Source organism: Pseudobdellovibrionaceae bacterium (genome assembly GCA_019637875.1).
Taxonomy (GTDB): Bacteria; Bdellovibrionota; Bdellovibrionia; order Bdellovibrionales; family Bdellovibrionaceae; genus JAHBUW01.
The window spans coordinates 158,545-173,666 of sequence record JAHBUW010000008.1 but is presented as its reverse complement, the minus strand read 5'-3'; the positions used below and the strand labels follow the sequence as shown (position 1 = coordinate 173,666).

Here is a 15,122-nt window from a genome sequence, read left to right as displayed (position 1 = left end):
AACGAGCCCGTCGTTTCTTAGGGGGGACCCCCGATTTTCTCTAAATTTTTTTGAGCCTTGTCGCCTTCCCTTGATAAATCAAGCACTTCGCCGCGAGGTTTCAACCGGACCCCGGCCCGGTTGAGTTCCCGCTTTGAGACATGCTCTAATGACCTATGCGCCTGGGATTGACGCTTTTTCTTTTGCCGCTCCCCGTCCTCGCGATGACCGCGAAGGCGCCCGCTCCATTCGAGATGTCCTCGACCCGGTCGCCTTGCGTAAGTCGCAACCTCGTTTCGATTCCCTCCGCACGTGGTGAGGAGTCCTTCATCATTTCCGGAACACGCGAACGTTTTCTTTATCACCTCGACGGACACGCAAGCCTTGTCATCCCCACGGAGGGCGAAGCCTTCGTCGAAAGCCGCACGTCACCTTACTCGCGCATGGACCGCCCCCTCAACACACGTGAAAAAGAAGTCGTGACCCTTTTGACGAAAGAGGCCGGCGCCCAAGGGTTGGGTGGACTGCGGACCGTATGTCGCGCGCTGCCCGAACGGGACAAACGCATCCCGATGGCATACCCGCTCACCGCCCATGAGCAGAAAACCTGCGCGGGTCTTGCGGCCGAGCTGCGCGATCTGAAATCCTGCTTCGAAAAAGCGAACTGTCGCGACGTCGACGCCAAATATTTCGAGGGCGCGGAAAGACGTTTCGCGCGCGACTACTCTTTCCGCCAGATGGCGGAAACGGGAAGCGGCGAAATGCCGGTGAAACTCATCGCGCTGGGGGCCGCGAGCGCGGCCTCGTGGACCTGGGATTTCACCGTCGTTCGTTCCATCGTCGCCAACCGCGCGACGCTCGCCTTGACCTTCACGCGCGCCGGCGTTTTGATCGGCGGGGGCGCGGCGGCCGCGACCTCTTTTCTGTTCGTCCCCGCGACCGCCTACGTCTTCGGTCGCGATTCGTGCCGGGGACGCGCGGGGGACGCGGAAACCGACTACGCCGACTGTTTGGGGAAAACGGACGTGCAGCTGACCCCCGTCTTCCGCAAACAGCTCGCGCAGGCCATCGACTCGCCCACCGAATTCACCGCCGCGCTGGCGGATGAAAACCGCGCCATCGAGTCGCGCCTTTCCTGCATGCTGATCGAAAACCTGGTGGGAAGTTTCGAGTCCGCCCGCCGCCAAGTGCGCTGTCAGGGACGCTCGCTGGACATCGCGGGCGAAAGCTACATCGTCGGCAAAGATGGCCGACTCACCCGCCACCAGGACGGATACTACTCGCACGTTTTCGATCTTGAGGCCGGAAGCATGAAGACGGTGAAACGAGCCGCGGGCATTCCCGAGCGGCGCCCCACCGAAAAGCTCAAATCCGAGTTCGAGCTCCTGCGTATCCTCGCGCCCCGCATTCAGGCGGTCTACGCGAGCTGCGGGGCGGACCTCACCCCCCGAAAGCCCCTCCCAGGGAGCCCCGGCCGCGAGTAAATCGCATCAAATCGCCTCAAATTCGGGGGCGGTTCCAAGTGGTCAGTGACCCGACGACGGCGCATCTTGGGCCTCGGAGGTTCCTTATGTTCAAACGCACGCTCATCCTGACCGCGCTTCTTTTCACCACCACTTTCGTCACCAGCCAAGCCCATGCGGGACTCAAAGAGTCCATGCAAAGCATCGGCGGCGAGTTCCGCCAGATCTTCACCAAGTCGAAAGATCCCGCGCTGAAAGCCGAAACGCTCGCGCACATCCAAAACTTGAAGGCCGCTTTCATCGCGGCGAAGGCGCAGTTTCCCGCACTGGTCGAGACGCTCCCCCGGATCAGCAGGGTCCCGCCCGCGCGAGATACGAAGAGCTCATCCAGACGGGAGTCGTCCTCTCGGACGAGCTGACCAGCGCGGTCGAAGGCGCCCGCGCAAACGACATCACCACGATTTTGAACCGACTCAACGAACTCCGCCGGACCGGACACGGCGAATTCCAATAACCCCCCAATAACAAGGAGAAGCAGTATGGATATCTCATTGAAAATGGCGACCCTGGCGTTGGCCTTCGCGTTTCTAGCATCGACCACCGTCTTCGCGAAAGGTGGAGACGATGACGACGTCGATCTTCTGCGCGGAAGCCAAGCCTGGTTCATGGCCGAAAGCTCCGAGCACGCGATCGGCAAGCTCAACATGAACGATGCCGAGCGACTGACCGAAGTGAAAGTCACGATCGATACGGCGCGGACGACGACCGCGGTCGAACTCCGCACCGCGGATCAAGTGTTCACCTCCACCTGCCGGATGGTGGATCACGCCTCGAAGGGCGGAACCCGCATCAAAAAAGAAGTCATCTGTCAGTAAACCGAAAGGAAGGGCGCCTCTATGATGAAACTTATTTTAATCTCATTGAGCGCGCTCTTTCTGTTTGGCTGTAACGAAAATCTACGTAAAGGCCCCGCCGGAGCGGACACGCAAGACGCGCTGGGCCTCGTCTCTTATTCGCGCGTACAAACCCAGGTGTTGACCCCTTACTGCGTGCAGTGCCACGGACAAAGCGGCGGCGTGAATCTGGAGTCCTACGCGAATTCCTTCACGCACCGGGACCGCATCGCCGCGGTCGTGCGTTCGGGCGCCATGCCCCCGCGCGGGGATTTCCCGCCGGAGCTTCGCGATTATCTGCTCGCGTGGATCGCGGCGGGCGCACCCGAGGCCGAAACCCCGCTTGATCCCCACCTTCCGCCACCTGTTGATCCCACGCCCGCGCCGACACCGACATCGCCGGTGACTGAACTCAGCTACGCGAATGTGCGCGTCCGAGTTTTCGAACCGCACTGCCTGCGCTGTCACAACGCCACACGCTCCACGGCCGGCGTGAATCTGGAAACTTACGCCACCGCGTTCGCGAAACTGGATCTGATCGCCTTCGTGATTGAAACCGACCAGATGCCGCTCGCGGGACCGCTTCCCGCCCCCGAAAAAGATCTCGTGCTGAAGTGGATCGCCGCCGGAGGGCCAGAAGGCACTCCCGCCACGCCCGGTCCCGGTCCCGGCCCCGCCCCCACGCCCGCCCCCACGCCCGCCCCCACTCCGGTGCCGACGCCGGTCCCGCCGCCGCCCACCGGGAATATTCCCGATTACGCGAGCGTGCGCGCGGCGGTCTTCGCGCCTTACTGCATGAACTGCCATGGCGGCGGACGCAGTGCGGGCGGCGTCAGTCTCGAGACTTACAACAGTACCAAACAATCCCTCGCGCTGATCGACTTCGCCATCGACTCCGACATGATGCCCATGGGAGCGACGCTTCCGCCCGATCTGAAAACCTATGTGCTGACCTGGGTGCGCGCCGGTGGTCCGGAGTTCACGACGACTCCCGCGCCCACGCCGACGCCGGCCCCTACGCCCGCCCCGATTCCGCTCGCGCCGACTTACGCGTCGTTAAAGGCGAACGTCTTCGCGCCGAAGTGTCTGATGTGTCACGCCCCCGGCGGCATGGCGAGCAACATTCGCTTTGACGACTATACGGCCATGACCCGACAAGGATGGCTTTTCGATCGCCGCCGCCCTTCGCGCAGCGAGATCGTCGAAGCGGTCACGGAACGACCCGACAAACGTATGCCGCCCCGGCAGAGCGGGCTGGATCCGCTGACGCCGAGTGAGGTCTCGGCGTTGACCGACTGGATCGCGCGGGGGCTCCCGCAATAAGTGGGGAGCGCCCTACGCGTGGAGCGAGAAAAACGCAAATTCTCCGATGCTTCGTCCGACTTTCAGTCAGCCGTGATCTCAAGTTGAGCGGCTCCGCATATCGCGCGGGTATTCCCGCCCGCAGCGGTCTATGCTGGGGCCATGACGGACCGTGATTTTGAACGCCTTCTCTACTTCGACGATCAAGATCTGCTGACCATCCTGCGCGGGGTTTCAAATACGCAGCTGCTGAGCGCCCTTTCGGGCACGGATTGTGTCTCAATCCGACTCAGAATCTGCGAAGTTCTGAGCTTCAACGGCGCAAGGCTACTGATGGCGGACCTTGAACGCGACGGCAAAGAGCGGCTTCCCGATCGTCCCGAAGCGCGGATCACCATCCTGGAGCTGATCGAGGACATGACCGAGCGTGGCCTCATCCGCCCGCAAATGCTGCCCCATCAAGTCCGACGGGCCTCTTGATTCGCGACCTCAATTCATAATTTCACTTAAGTGAAGGCGGATCCCCGACCGAAGAGAAATCTAACGGGGTCACTTATGGGAAGTTTCGCACTGAACCTCTCACTGCTGATAGGCGGATTGACCGCCGGGTTCTTCCTGGCGCGCTACCTCCGTCGCGGAGCCGGGGCTTCCTCCGCAACCGCCCCCGCCCCGCTCAATCACCAGCAGTACCTCGAACACGATGAGAAGCTTCTGGCCCTCAGCGATCGCTTCCTCGCGGAGACTCCGGGTCTTCAAGAGCTGCCGACCGATCGGCTTCTTTTGGAGCTTCTGGCGTTCCTGCACCGCGAGGGCGAACTGAACTTGAAAGCCGGGGCGCCGCTCTGTCGTGCGGTCACGCCCGAAATGAAGCGCCTTTGCGGAGCGATCCTGTACCGCTTGCGCTACGCCACCGACGTGCCTTCGCTTCATGTCTTCAACGAAAAAGGCGCGGGAGAATTTCAAACCGCGTTCGGAACTTACCTCGGCCAACTGGTCCGCCGGGATCCGCGTTTCATGGCGCTGGCCGGGGAAAGCCCCTCGGGCGCGCAGTGGCCGACGGAGCTGACGCCCCTGCGGCGAAGCGCTTAAGAAAAACCCCATTTATTCAGAAGCTGCGTGATGTTCCCGAGCTCTTCGGCCATGAGGACCGGGGCGGAGCGCGCGTGGGAGTTGTCCAGATTCGCGAGGGGGATTTCCTCTTTCAAGGTGCCCGCGGGCTGCACGGCCGCCGCGGGAGCCACCTCGGGCACGGGCTCTTCGGCGGCGGGAGCGGCGCTTCTTAGAAGCGGCTGGTAAACGGGAATCGGATCCCAGACTTCGATCAACGCGTACATCGCAATTCGTTCGTAGTCGTGCGTGCGGTACAGCAGTTCGCCTTCCTTCGCGATGCCGAAATAAAACCGCACCGGGCGCTGATGCACCAAACGAACGAAAGCCTCGTACGAGGTGTCCCCCGTCGGGCTCATGGGTAGACAGATCTCTTCGCTGTTTTCATTCAAGAGCACGAGGTAAAGCGCCTCGCCGTCGAAAAGCAATACGTCGCCGATCTCGATCTGGGTTCCGATCATATCCCCACGCAAAAGCGTTGAATCGATGAACAGCGGATTGCTTTTCGCCATTACCACATCTCCCGGGCCAGATCGGTATAGGCCTTCGCGGCGGGATTACGGGGTGCGTACGCCAAGACCGGCAGATGACGGTGATGTGCTTCTTCCACCGCGATCGAATCCGGGATGTAGTGTTCGAACACTTTCAAACCGTACTTCTCTTCAACCTCTTGAATGACGTTGCGGGCGACACGACGATCCCGGAAACGCGTGATCACCACGCCCCGCACGCCGACCTTATAACCCAGACCCGTGCGGATATTGGCCAAAGTATCGAGGATCAATTCGATCCCTTTCAGCGAAAAATACTCGGGACAGATCGGGATGATGATGTCCTTCGAGGCCATCAGCGCATTGATCGTCATCAAACCCAACGAGGGCGAGCAGTCGATCAAGACCGCATCGTACTTGCGCGCGATGGGCTCGAGCTTTTTGCGCAAGATGGTTTCGCGGCCGAAGTGCGCGGCCAACTGAATGTCGATCCCCGAAAGCAGAATTTCGGCCGGAGCCACGTCGATCCCGAAATTTTCCGAATGAACGATGATGTCTTGAATGGAAGTTCCCGCGACGATGACGTCGTAGATCGTTTTCTCGAATTCGCGATCGCCGAAGATCGCCTTGGTCGCCGAAGACTGCGGATCCAGATCGACCAGAAGAACTTTCTTGCCTTCCTTCGCCCACCCCGCCGCGACATTCAAAGACGTTGTGGTTTTGGCGACGCCGCCCTTTTGATTGATCACGGAAACAATGGCCAAGATTCCCCCTTCGAGAGACCGGACATGGTCCGATCTAACCCGGCCCCATTCTAAAAAAGGGTCCAGGTCCCGCCAAAGCAAAACGGCTTCGGCGGGACCTAGGTCTAGGGATTTAGGAAGGACGTCCGTTTTTGCCGAGGAACGCATGGCGATAGGCGAACATGGCGCGAATGCTTTCGATACATTCGATTGGATCGATGGGTTTGTTCACGAGGAACGGAAAACGATCCCGATCTTTGCCGACCATCTCGTTGAACTTTTTCGGACTGAGCGCGCTCACGAACAGAAACAGCGACTCGGACTCGGGATGTTTGCGCCACAAATCGACGCCCGTCATCTTTCCCGCCAGCATCACGTCCGCCACGATGAAATCAAAGACGCCGTGACGTTTTCTTTGTTGTTCGATCAAAAACTCCGCGCCCTCGCCGGTGCGTGACCAGCGAATGATGGCCTGCGGATCGATCGTCCGAATGATGCGCTCCCAGACCGGCTGGATCGAGGCATCATCCTCGACCACCAGGAAGCGTGGAGCGTACGTCTCTTTCATCAGACGCGATCCTTTCACGGACATCTCTTCCATCTCTTTTTGGAAATGCTCTTCGGGATGGATATCGATCATCATAAAGACCCCTTTCACATGGACAACATGTGCCCATACTCATTCATCGACCTTCTTGATTTGCCCGAAATCATGGCGGCGTCAGGATTTCTTAATCCCCTGCGGCAAGGGTGAAATTCACGTGAGAGTCCGTCCTTTTCGTCCAAAAAAAGGACGTCTTCCCTCGGCGAAGGTCTAACCTCGCGACGGCTCTTTTCAAGACCGGGGGTCTCCGTTAGGCTTGAGTCCGTGGGCCGCGTTCTTTGCGTCGAAGACGGATTAGATACCATCGCCATTCTCGAAGCCACACTTCGTGGCCACGATTTGCGTTTCGCCCGCAGCCTGCGCGAAGCCGAAGAAGCCCTCACTTCGGGTGAATTCTTTCACCTGATCCTGCTCGATATCGAGCTTCCGGATGGGTCCGGCATCGATCTGATGAGCCGACACGCTTCGGAGTTCGAAGACGTTTCGGTGATTTTACTGACCGGGAAAACGGATCTTTCATGGAAGGCGGCGGCCTTCGCCCTGGGCGCCGAGGACTTCATCGAAAAACCTTTCGATCCGCAAGAGCTGCGCCTGCGCGTCGAAGCGAAACTGCGTCGCGAGCAGCGCCGACGCACCCTTCATCTGGGCAATCTGACCTGCTCTTTGGACGAACAACGTCTGTTCAAAGGTCCCCAACGCGAACCCGTGGATTTGACGACTTTGGAGTTTCGGATTTTCACCCTGCTGGCGCGCACGCCGCAAAAGATCTTCGCGCGGGGCGAGATCTTGGACCGCGTCTGGGGCTCTCACGTTGCCGTGACCGAACGCGCGGTCGATGTTCACGTTTCCAATTTACGCAAAAAACTCGAGGACACGGGCGTCACGATCGAGGCGGTCGTCGGCGCGGGTTACCGTCTGTCCGCCCCGAATCTGACTCGCGGACGCGATCTTTCGCTTTAGTCCTCACCCCGCAGACGCCGTAGCTGTCCACGTTGATAACATCCCACGTCCCCCCGATAGAGGGCTTGCAGTAAAGGATCCTCCAAGGGGTCGAAATCTTCACGCAGCTCCCTTGGCGTCACGCGCGCATGGATGGACGTCAAAGACTCGCCCGTCTTTAGCGCCGCCCAAAGCTTGAGCGCGGGAATTTCGGTCAGCACCTCGGGTTCAACCCCTTCGGGAAAATTGAAAACTTCGGCCGTCCCGGTCTCATCGTAGATCATCAAACGCCAGCTGAAGTTGGGCGCGAAATTCTGCGCGCGCACCCACTGGCGAATCAAGGTCCGCGTCGACGGATCGAGCGCCCCCAAGCTTCGCGCGATCTCACCGATGGAAGTGGGGATCCCCTCCGGATCGTAAACGTACTCGACCAGTTCACTCGACAAAAGCTCAACCCACGGAAGTCGACCGCAACGCCGCATCTGCCCGGCGTCCCATTCCCAAACCTCACCGGGTTCCATCCGCACGATCTGTACTTCGGGTAAAACCGCACGGACCTGCCGGGCGAAGCCCGCATAGGTGATCGGAAAATACTCATGATTCAACCATGAGCCCGGCGGAAAACGAAACTGACACGAGCTCGGTACGAGCGCGCGTGGATTCAAAACCCGCCACTGCGCAGGCCATTCACTGGGCACCTCACCCGTCGCGGGCTCACGCAAGGCGGGGCACAGCGCCTCGATCTCGCGCAGGGTTTGGAAAGGCCATAACACCAGATCCCAGGGGCCCGGTAAACGGGCCAAGGTGGAATCCGTGATCCAAGAGTCCACCACATTTAAAATACGCCGTCCGTCCGCATGAACTTCGAAAATCGAATCCGTGTCGGCGTCGAGAGCCGGGCGCGGGATGACTTCGATCTCCCCCACTTTCACCGGAATGTTCAGATCCAGCGCGTGAACTTCGCGAAAACCCATCTCACGCAAAAGAGCAAAGAACTCTTCGTGCACCGAGTACAGATAGATCGGCGTCGTGCGCGCGATCAAATCCAGACTTTCGAGGGACAGATGATCGTCATGGTAGTGCGAGATCAAGAGCGCATCGAAACGCTCTTCGCGGATACGGGCGACGTCAAAACGCACGTCGGGAAAGGCGTGGCAATTTCGGCTAAACGGAGTCTCGAAGAGCGGATCGAAAAGCACGCGCGTGCCCGCCAGTTCGAACACATAACCTGCATGAAGAACGCGCGCGATCCTGAGCGACAAAGCTAGTAGCGGCCTTGATAAACGACCGCTTTACGAATCACTTGACCCGAAACCGGGTCTGGATAGTTCGTCTGCGCGCAGGCGAGGATCTGGTTATCCTCGGCCAGCAGATCGCCCAAAAGTTCACCGGGCCGCCGCTGACCATTCACCTCGAAGTACACGGGCGTCCAGTTGACCAGGACCGGCTGCGCCGCACGGACTCCGCTCAAAGAGGTTTGATGCAAGATCCCCCAGTTGTTGATCAGCACCTGGTCGCCGCGCACCTGCAGGACCGCGTTGGAAAGAACGCCGCTGCCTTTGCGGTCGTAATTCGCCACCGCACGCTCGTTGTTCTGCAGGTCCCACAGCAAAACACCATTGAAGGGGAAGGGCGGATTATTCGCCACGGTCACACCTTCGACGGCGAAGGCCACTTGTTTGTCATCGACGCGGGCGACGTCAATGACTTTGGAACGGTGACCATTCGTCTGCTGCAAACCCAAATCGCTTCCCGCCAGCATTTGTTTGGTGGAGGGGAAATAAAAAACCGCGCCCTTTTCGCCATGGGCGATGACGAGCATCCCGCCCAAAACGACGAGGGCCTGGGCCTCGTCATTCGCTACCGTCGGTGCGGGCCCCGTCGCCACGTCCGCCGTTTTCTCGAAGGTGATCAGATCATATCCGAGCAGCCGGTCCGCAAAAAGCACCCACAACTGTCCTTCCGCGACCTCGAGATCGCGAATCGAATTTTCGAAACGCAAGACCTCGGTCACCAGTCCCGGCGCCTGGGCATCGACCTTCACGACCGCATAGCTTCCGGCCGAGGCCGGAGGCAGACTTTGCGTGGCGTAAAGAACTCCGCTCGACTCAACCAAGCTCGGACGGTAGATATGCCAGAACCCGGGTTTCGTCGGATGGGCACGCACCCCGGTCTCGCAAATATTTTGCAACATTTCGGGGGTCGCGGCGGACGCGAACGAGGTGCTCAGCAGAATCAATGCGGTGATGATGCTTTTCATGGAGCCTCCGAACGACAAATTTATTGAAATCGTGAACGTAGGGCGAGAAAAAGACGAGTCAACGCCAGGCGCCACAGCAAAGGAACACATGAGTCATCCCCTGATGCAGCAAGCCCTGCCCTTTCTCGAGGCGCTCGGTCGCGACCTGGAGCGGCGGGCCTTCGCACTTCCCGCTCATTGGGACGTGGATCATCTGTGTTACCGCGTGGGAAGTCTTTCACGCTACATAGAGCTGCGCGAAGAGCTTCGTGTCAGTGACATTCTTCTCACCGAGACGCCCGTCAACGGACGCCCCATCGCCTGTTTTCAACTGCGGAATCCCCTCTTCTGGCGCGAAGTCCGCATCGACGTCATCGAGCTTCCCGCGCCAAAGGCCGGTCGACCGACACCGGAAGGTTTCGAGCATATCGAGATCGTCGCGGATCAAAGCTTTCAAGAGATCCAGCGCGCGGACCTTCCCTTCGAGCTCTCACCGAAAAACTTCAACGCCGAATTGAAACTCGAGCTGGGTGAACGCAACTTGAAGTTTCACCATCTTTCGCTTCACTCGGTCGTGCGAATGGAATCCCACACGCGCGCGGCCGCGGCCCTGAAAAATTCGCGGATTCTAGAGGACTTCGCTTCGTTCCGCCCTCTGGTCGCAGGAACCTTTCCGCTGGGTCTGGACACTCTCACTTCCGATTTGGATCTGCTTTTCGTAGCGAGTGACCTCGATGCGCTCGATCTTGAACTTCGGCGTCGCTTCGCAACGTGCGTGAGCTTTCGCCAACAACGTTTGACGGTGGATGAACTCACGACCTCGATCACGAATTTCGTGATGGATGACGTTCCTTTCGAAATCTTCGCGCAAAATCGCGAACCCGTCCTGCAACGCGCCTACCGACATTTCCTGATCGAAGAAAAGCTCTTGAAGTACGGAGGAGAAAAGCTGCGTGACCGCGTCGTTCAGGCCCGTGCTCGGGGTTTGAAAACCGAACCCGCCTTCGGCGAGGCCTTAGGTCTTCAAGGCGATCCCTATCTGGAACTTCTGCAGTGGCAAGAGCTTTCGGTGGGGGAGCTTCGTCAGCGCTTGGAACGCGCGCTGGCTTAGGCCGCCTTACGGCGGTAGGATACTAGGCCGCCTTACGGCGGCGGAGCGCGAGCAAAACCTCGTGGGCCATTTCGTCGAGGGGGGCGACTTTTTCGACCGCGCCCATCTCGAAGGCCGCTTTGGGCATGCCGTAGACGACCGAACTGGCCTCATCTTGCGCGAGCGTGCGCGCCCCCAGCTGACGAAGCTTCAAAAGTCCTTTCGCCCCGTCCGCCCCCATGCCGGTCAGAATCACGCCGACGCAATTTTTGCCGATCAGTTCCGCGACCGAATGGAAAAGGTAGTCCACCGAGGGTTTGTGACGATTCATCGGCGGATCATCGGTAATGCGAACGCAGTAACCCGTGCGCGTCGCCTGCAATTTCATTTGCCGTCCGCCGGGCGCGATCAGAACCCGCGAGGGGCGAAGTTCGTCTCCATCTTCGGCTTCCTTGACCTCGAAAGGGCAAAGCTGATTGAGCCGGTCGGCAAAGGCTTTGGAAAAAACCGGAGGAATATGCTGAACGATCACGGTCGGCGGGATCTCGTCCGGCATTCCGCACATCAAATCCTTCAAGGCTTCCGTGCCCCCGGTCGAGGCCCCGATCGCCAAGATCGTCCGGAAGTCGACGTCGCCCGCCTTCTCGCGCACGATGGCCGACTTACGGCGCTGGAAGACTTTCGCCGAGGACGCCGCCTTCACCTTCTCACGAATGACGGGGCTCACGATCGGAAGCTCGGCCAGCGTCGGTTTTTGAATGTAGTCGACCGCGCCAAGCTCCAAGGCACGGAAGACCTCGTTCCCCTCACGCAACTGGAGTGACGAAATCATCACGGCCGGAATCGCGTGACGCGGCAGCGTGGCTTCGAGCCATTCGACCCCCGATTGACCGGGCATATTGACATCCAGAGTCACCACATCCGGACGCGATTGCAGCAGCATCTCGGTGGCCTCTTCGGCGCTGGCGGCCATGGCGCAAACTTCCAGCTCGGGGTCTTCCGACAGAATTCGTTTTAACAGATCACGAATCGTTTTTGAGTCGTCGACGATCATCACGCGCCGACGACGAGTCGGCATGGGCGCTGACGTCGGTGTCGATGCGGGACGCGGGACCGGCGCGTCGGTTTTCACGAGCGTTGGTCGAACTCCCAGGATCGGCGGTTTGATCTCTTCCGTGCTGGGAGCGATCTTCGCGACCTGAAGTCGCTGGGTCGCCGTATGGAAGAGCGCCTTACGCCCCTGAGTCCCACCGACGTCTTCGCCGATCACCTTGATCCCCAGTGCACGCAGCGTCGTGAACGCCTGCTGCACGTTCTCTTTCCCCATACCGAGGCCAGAGTTTTCCGCCGCGATTTCCGTGGCCCCGCCGACGACTTTCGCGGTGAATGTCGCGCGCGGTTCACCCGTCGCCTCTTCCATCGCGTCGACCAGGGCGCGAATCGCCACGTCGCCGTAGCGATAGTCCTCGTCCTGACCGTAATTCGACTGCAGCTTGGGGTGGGCATAATGATTCATGCCACCCATCTTGGAAATCGGAGCGTGCAAACATACCGAAACGCACGACCCCAGAACCGTCGAGATCACGATCGGTTCCGGCGAGATGATGATCTCGCCAATATTCAAATAATGGGTCGGCGAAACGGCCGGTTTCACGCGCCCGGCTTTCCAAAAATCGAGGGCCCCAGCGGATTCCACTGGTGTTTGAATCCTTGCAACGACTCGGAGTGGCCGATGAAGAAGTAACCGCCCGGTTTGACCGTGCGGAAAATTTTCTTCTGGACGAAGTCGATGTTTTCCGGATTGAAGTAAATCAAAACGTTGCGGCACAGGACCAGATCAAAGACCGCCTCTCCCGGAGCCGTGCTTTCAATCAGGTTGTGCTGACGGAACTGGATTTTTTCGCGCAGGTGCGGCTTCATGCGAAACCAACCGCGCGCATCACCTTTGCCAAAATCCAAACAGGTCGAATGAAACTCGACCGGAATCTCCGGTTTTTTCGCGATGGCGTAGACGGAATTTTTCGCCGTCGCGACCACTTCGGTATCGATGTCCGTCGCCAAAATTTTGAAGCTGCGCCCCGCGGGCAAATGCCGATCCAGCAGCATCGCCAGCGTGTAGGCCTCTTCCCCCGTGCTGGAGGCCGCCGACCAGACGTTGAAAGTCTGCGCGTTCGTCTTCAGCCACTGCGGAAGGATCGTCTGCACCATGAACTCAAAGTGTTTCGCTTCACGAAAGAAGTCGGTCTTGTTCGTGGTCAAGAGGTTCGTGAACTCCTGCCACTCCGGATCGTCCTTCGGCAGCGACGCCAAGTGATGACGGTACTCTTCGTAGCTTGCGAACGACAGCGCGGCGATCCGCGAGCGTAAACGCGTGCGAATCAGATCGCGCTTCGCGGGCTTCAGCGCGATGCCCGCCCGCCGCTCAATCACTTCGCTGAAGTAATTCAGATCTTGATCCGAAAGCTCCGGCGTGGTCGTCCCCGCCAGAATTTTTGCCGTCGCGTTCATTTCAACCTCAATCTAAACGTCACTAAATCCGCCACTATCGTAATCCGGAGTATCGCCCGAAGCTTTCTTCAAGGCGAAGTCCGGCGCGCTCGGGCTGGGACGCGCCTTCGCTTTCAAATGGATCACGTTATTCGGCATCTTCTTGGCGGGCGCGGCGCTTACCTTCGTTGCGGCGACGGGAATTTGCGTTTCCGCAAACTTTCCGTTGCCCCCTTGAATCGTCAGCACCAGTTGGCTTACGGCTCCCTTCAGGGCATCGGCTTGCGCGGACAATTCTTCCGCCGCCGAGGCGCACTCTTCCGAGGTCGCCGCATTCTGCTGAGTCATCTGATCCAATTGACTCATGGCCTTGGTGATTTCCGAGATTCCGCGCGACTGCTCGTGCGAAGCGGAAGAAATTTCGGTCGCCATGCCCGACACGGTGTTCACGTCATGCAGAACTTCTTCGAAGACGTCTCCGCAATCGCGCGCGACTTGGATGCCTTCGTTGATGGTTCCCTTGGAGCGGGTCACCAGCTTTTCGACGTTGGTCTTCGTGTCATTGACGACCTGATTCACTTTCGTGATCGACTGCTCCAAAAGCGCGCCGATCTCTTCGGCGGCGGCGCCGCTCATCCGCGCCAGGTTGCCGACTTCCTCGGCCACGACCGCGAAACCTTTGCCGTGTTCTCCGGCGCGGGCCGCCTCGACCGAGGCGTTGAAAGACAGAAGTTCCGTCTTGTTCACGATTTCGTTGATGACCTTAGTTTTTTTGTCGATTTGTTCGATGACCTTCACGATGCCGGCCATCGATTCGTTACTCTCGTTGATCTGCTTCATGATGGTTTCGTTTGAAACGCTGATCGCGTCCATGGAACTGGCCATCTTGTCGACGGTGTCTTTTCCGGTCGTCGCACGTTTTTGCGAATGGTCCGCGGTCGAAGCCGCGGAGTTGGCATTCTCGGAATTCTTCGCGACCATCGAATTCAGCTGCTCGACCGAAGCCGCGGTTTCTTCAAGGGATGCGGCCTGTTCGGTCGCCGACTGGGAAAGCTCTTCCGAAGCCGATGCGATCTGCGCCGACGCCGAAGAAACTTGATGCGCGCTGTCCGAAAGACCACGCACGACCGACGAGATGGAGCGGCTAACCGCGCGCAGCACGAAGAACGAGATGATCAAGGACATCAGGATCGAAACCGCGGATACGATCGCATTCAACGCCAGCGAGTACTGCGCATCGGCGATGGCTTCATCCGCCACGGCCTTCAGATCTTTGGCGGTCAATTCGTTGACCTCAATCATCAGCTCACGCATCATGTCCCGCCCCTCGTCGGCGGTCGCCAGGACCGCGAGGGCCTCATCGTTTTTGTTCTCGGAAGCAAGTTCGCGAACCTTGTTCGCGAGCACGATGAACTTGTCGTACTCGGCTTCGTACTTCTGAATGATCGCGACGCCTTCGGGCGAACCGATCTTCTTATACTCCGCGAAATATTTCTGCAGGGTCGCCCACGATTTTTCGAAACGTTTATTGTTCGCCTCGATGGTCGGTGGATCCTGGCGAACCATGATCTCAAACAACGAAATCAACAGCGTCCGGTGGGTCGAATTGATTTCGGAAGTCATCTGGTCACGCTTCACGTTCACTTCGGTGATCTCGTGCAAGGCCTTCTGGGCGTCGTGGGCGCTGTACACCGCGAGGCACGTGCAGACGACGAACCCCAGACTCAGCTGTCCGATTACACCCCAAATTTTCTGATTCAAACTCAACTTTTTCAAAATAGACTC

General features: G+C 59.0%; 16 protein-coding genes. 8 read left to right on the top strand and 8 right to left on the bottom strand.

Annotated elements, in window-relative coordinates; genetic code table 11:
- Positions 1-155: 155 nt before the first annotated feature.
- The 6 genes from KF767_11805 to KF767_11780 all read left to right on the top strand — a co-directional run bounded on the left by KF767_11805 (position 156) and on the right by KF767_11780 (position 4,726).
- On the top strand, positions 156-1,463 hold the full coding sequence (locus KF767_11805) for a hypothetical protein (GenBank protein ID MBX3018568.1): 1,308 nt from the start codon (positions 156-158) through the stop codon (positions 1,461-1,463).
- Between the two features lie 86 nt (positions 1,464-1,549).
- Positions 1,550-1,861, top strand: coding sequence for a hypothetical protein (locus KF767_11800; GenBank protein ID MBX3018567.1), 312 nt, complete (start codon positions 1,550-1,552; stop codon positions 1,859-1,861).
- A 120-nt stretch (positions 1,862-1,981) separates the two neighbouring features.
- Positions 1,982-2,317: a hypothetical protein gene (locus KF767_11795; protein MBX3018566.1), complete on the top strand. Its 336-nt coding sequence runs from the start codon at positions 1,982-1,984 to the stop codon at positions 2,315-2,317.
- A gap of 21 nt (positions 2,318-2,338) precedes the next feature.
- Entirely contained in the window at positions 2,339-3,658 is a 1,320-nt protein-coding gene (locus KF767_11790; protein ID MBX3018565.1) for a c-type cytochrome, read from the top strand.
- Positions 3,659-3,799: 141 nt separating this feature from the next.
- The gene (locus tag KF767_11785; GenBank protein MBX3018564.1) at positions 3,800-4,117 is read left to right on the top strand and encodes a hypothetical protein; all 318 of its coding nucleotides are present in this window, start codon (positions 3,800-3,802) and stop codon (positions 4,115-4,117) included.
- A gap of 75 nt (positions 4,118-4,192) precedes the next feature.
- Positions 4,193-4,726, top strand: coding sequence for a hypothetical protein (locus KF767_11780; GenBank protein ID MBX3018563.1), 534 nt, complete (start codon positions 4,193-4,195; stop codon positions 4,724-4,726).
- Here KF767_11780 and KF767_11775 read toward each other — a convergent pair.
- The 3 genes from KF767_11775 to KF767_11765 form a co-directional block, all read right to left on the bottom strand.
- Complete coding sequence (locus KF767_11775; protein ID MBX3018562.1) at positions 4,723-5,256, bottom strand: hypothetical protein; 534 nt, start codon at positions 5,254-5,256, stop codon at positions 4,723-4,725. The genes KF767_11780 and KF767_11775 overlap by 4 nt on opposite strands.
- Positions 5,256-6,002, bottom strand: a complete 747-nt coding sequence (locus tag KF767_11770; protein ID MBX3018561.1) for a ParA family protein — start codon at positions 6,000-6,002, stop codon at positions 5,256-5,258. The genes KF767_11775 and KF767_11770 overlap by 1 nt, the downstream gene beginning before the upstream one ends.
- A 109-nt stretch (positions 6,003-6,111) precedes the next feature.
- The gene (locus tag KF767_11765; protein MBX3018560.1) at positions 6,112-6,621 is read right to left on the bottom strand and encodes a hypothetical protein; all 510 of its coding nucleotides are present in this window, start codon (positions 6,619-6,621) and stop codon (positions 6,112-6,114) included.
- A 225-nt stretch (positions 6,622-6,846) separates the two neighbouring features.
- Here KF767_11765 and KF767_11760 point away from each other — a divergent pair, with 225 nt between their 5' ends.
- Complete coding sequence (locus tag KF767_11760; GenBank protein MBX3018559.1) at positions 6,847-7,542, top strand: response regulator transcription factor; 696 nt, start codon at positions 6,847-6,849, stop codon at positions 7,540-7,542.
- On the opposite strand, the gene KF767_11755 is transcribed toward KF767_11760, so the two are convergent.
- Together KF767_11755 and KF767_11750 are read right to left on the bottom strand one after the other, a co-directional pair.
- Positions 7,539-8,744, bottom strand: a complete 1,206-nt coding sequence (locus KF767_11755; protein MBX3018558.1) for an MBL fold metallo-hydrolase — start codon at positions 8,742-8,744, stop codon at positions 7,539-7,541. The two genes, KF767_11760 and KF767_11755, sit on opposite strands and share 4 nt — an antisense overlap.
- Before the next feature lie 41 nt (positions 8,745-8,785).
- Positions 8,786-9,781 (bottom strand): hypothetical protein, encoded by a 996-nt coding sequence (locus tag KF767_11750; protein ID MBX3018557.1) that lies wholly within the window; start codon positions 9,779-9,781, stop codon positions 8,786-8,788.
- 88 nt (positions 9,782-9,869) lie between these two features.
- Here KF767_11750 and KF767_11745 point away from each other — a divergent pair, with 88 nt between their 5' ends.
- A complete protein-coding gene (locus KF767_11745) occupies positions 9,870-10,871 on the top strand; it encodes a VOC family protein (GenBank protein ID MBX3018556.1) in 1,002 nt (333 codons plus the stop codon).
- A gap of 22 nt (positions 10,872-10,893) precedes the next feature.
- On the opposite strand, the gene cheB is transcribed toward KF767_11745, so the two are convergent.
- Genes cheB through KF767_11730 form a run of 3 tightly spaced genes read right to left on the bottom strand, consistent with a single transcriptional unit; the run spans position 10,894 to position 15,113 of the window.
- The gene (cheB, locus tag KF767_11740; protein MBX3018555.1) at positions 10,894-12,504 is read right to left on the bottom strand and encodes a chemotaxis-specific protein-glutamate methyltransferase CheB; all 1,611 of its coding nucleotides are present in this window, start codon (positions 12,502-12,504) and stop codon (positions 10,894-10,896) included.
- A complete protein-coding gene (locus KF767_11735) occupies positions 12,501-13,358 on the bottom strand; it encodes a protein-glutamate O-methyltransferase CheR (GenBank protein ID MBX3018554.1) in 858 nt (285 codons plus the stop codon). The genes cheB and KF767_11735 overlap by 4 nt, the downstream gene beginning before the upstream one ends.
- A gap of 12 nt (positions 13,359-13,370) precedes the next feature.
- On the bottom strand, positions 13,371-15,113 hold the full coding sequence (locus KF767_11730) for a methyl-accepting chemotaxis protein (GenBank protein MBX3018553.1): 1,743 nt from the start codon (positions 15,111-15,113) through the stop codon (positions 13,371-13,373).
- Between the last annotated feature and the right edge of the window lie 9 nt (positions 15,114-15,122).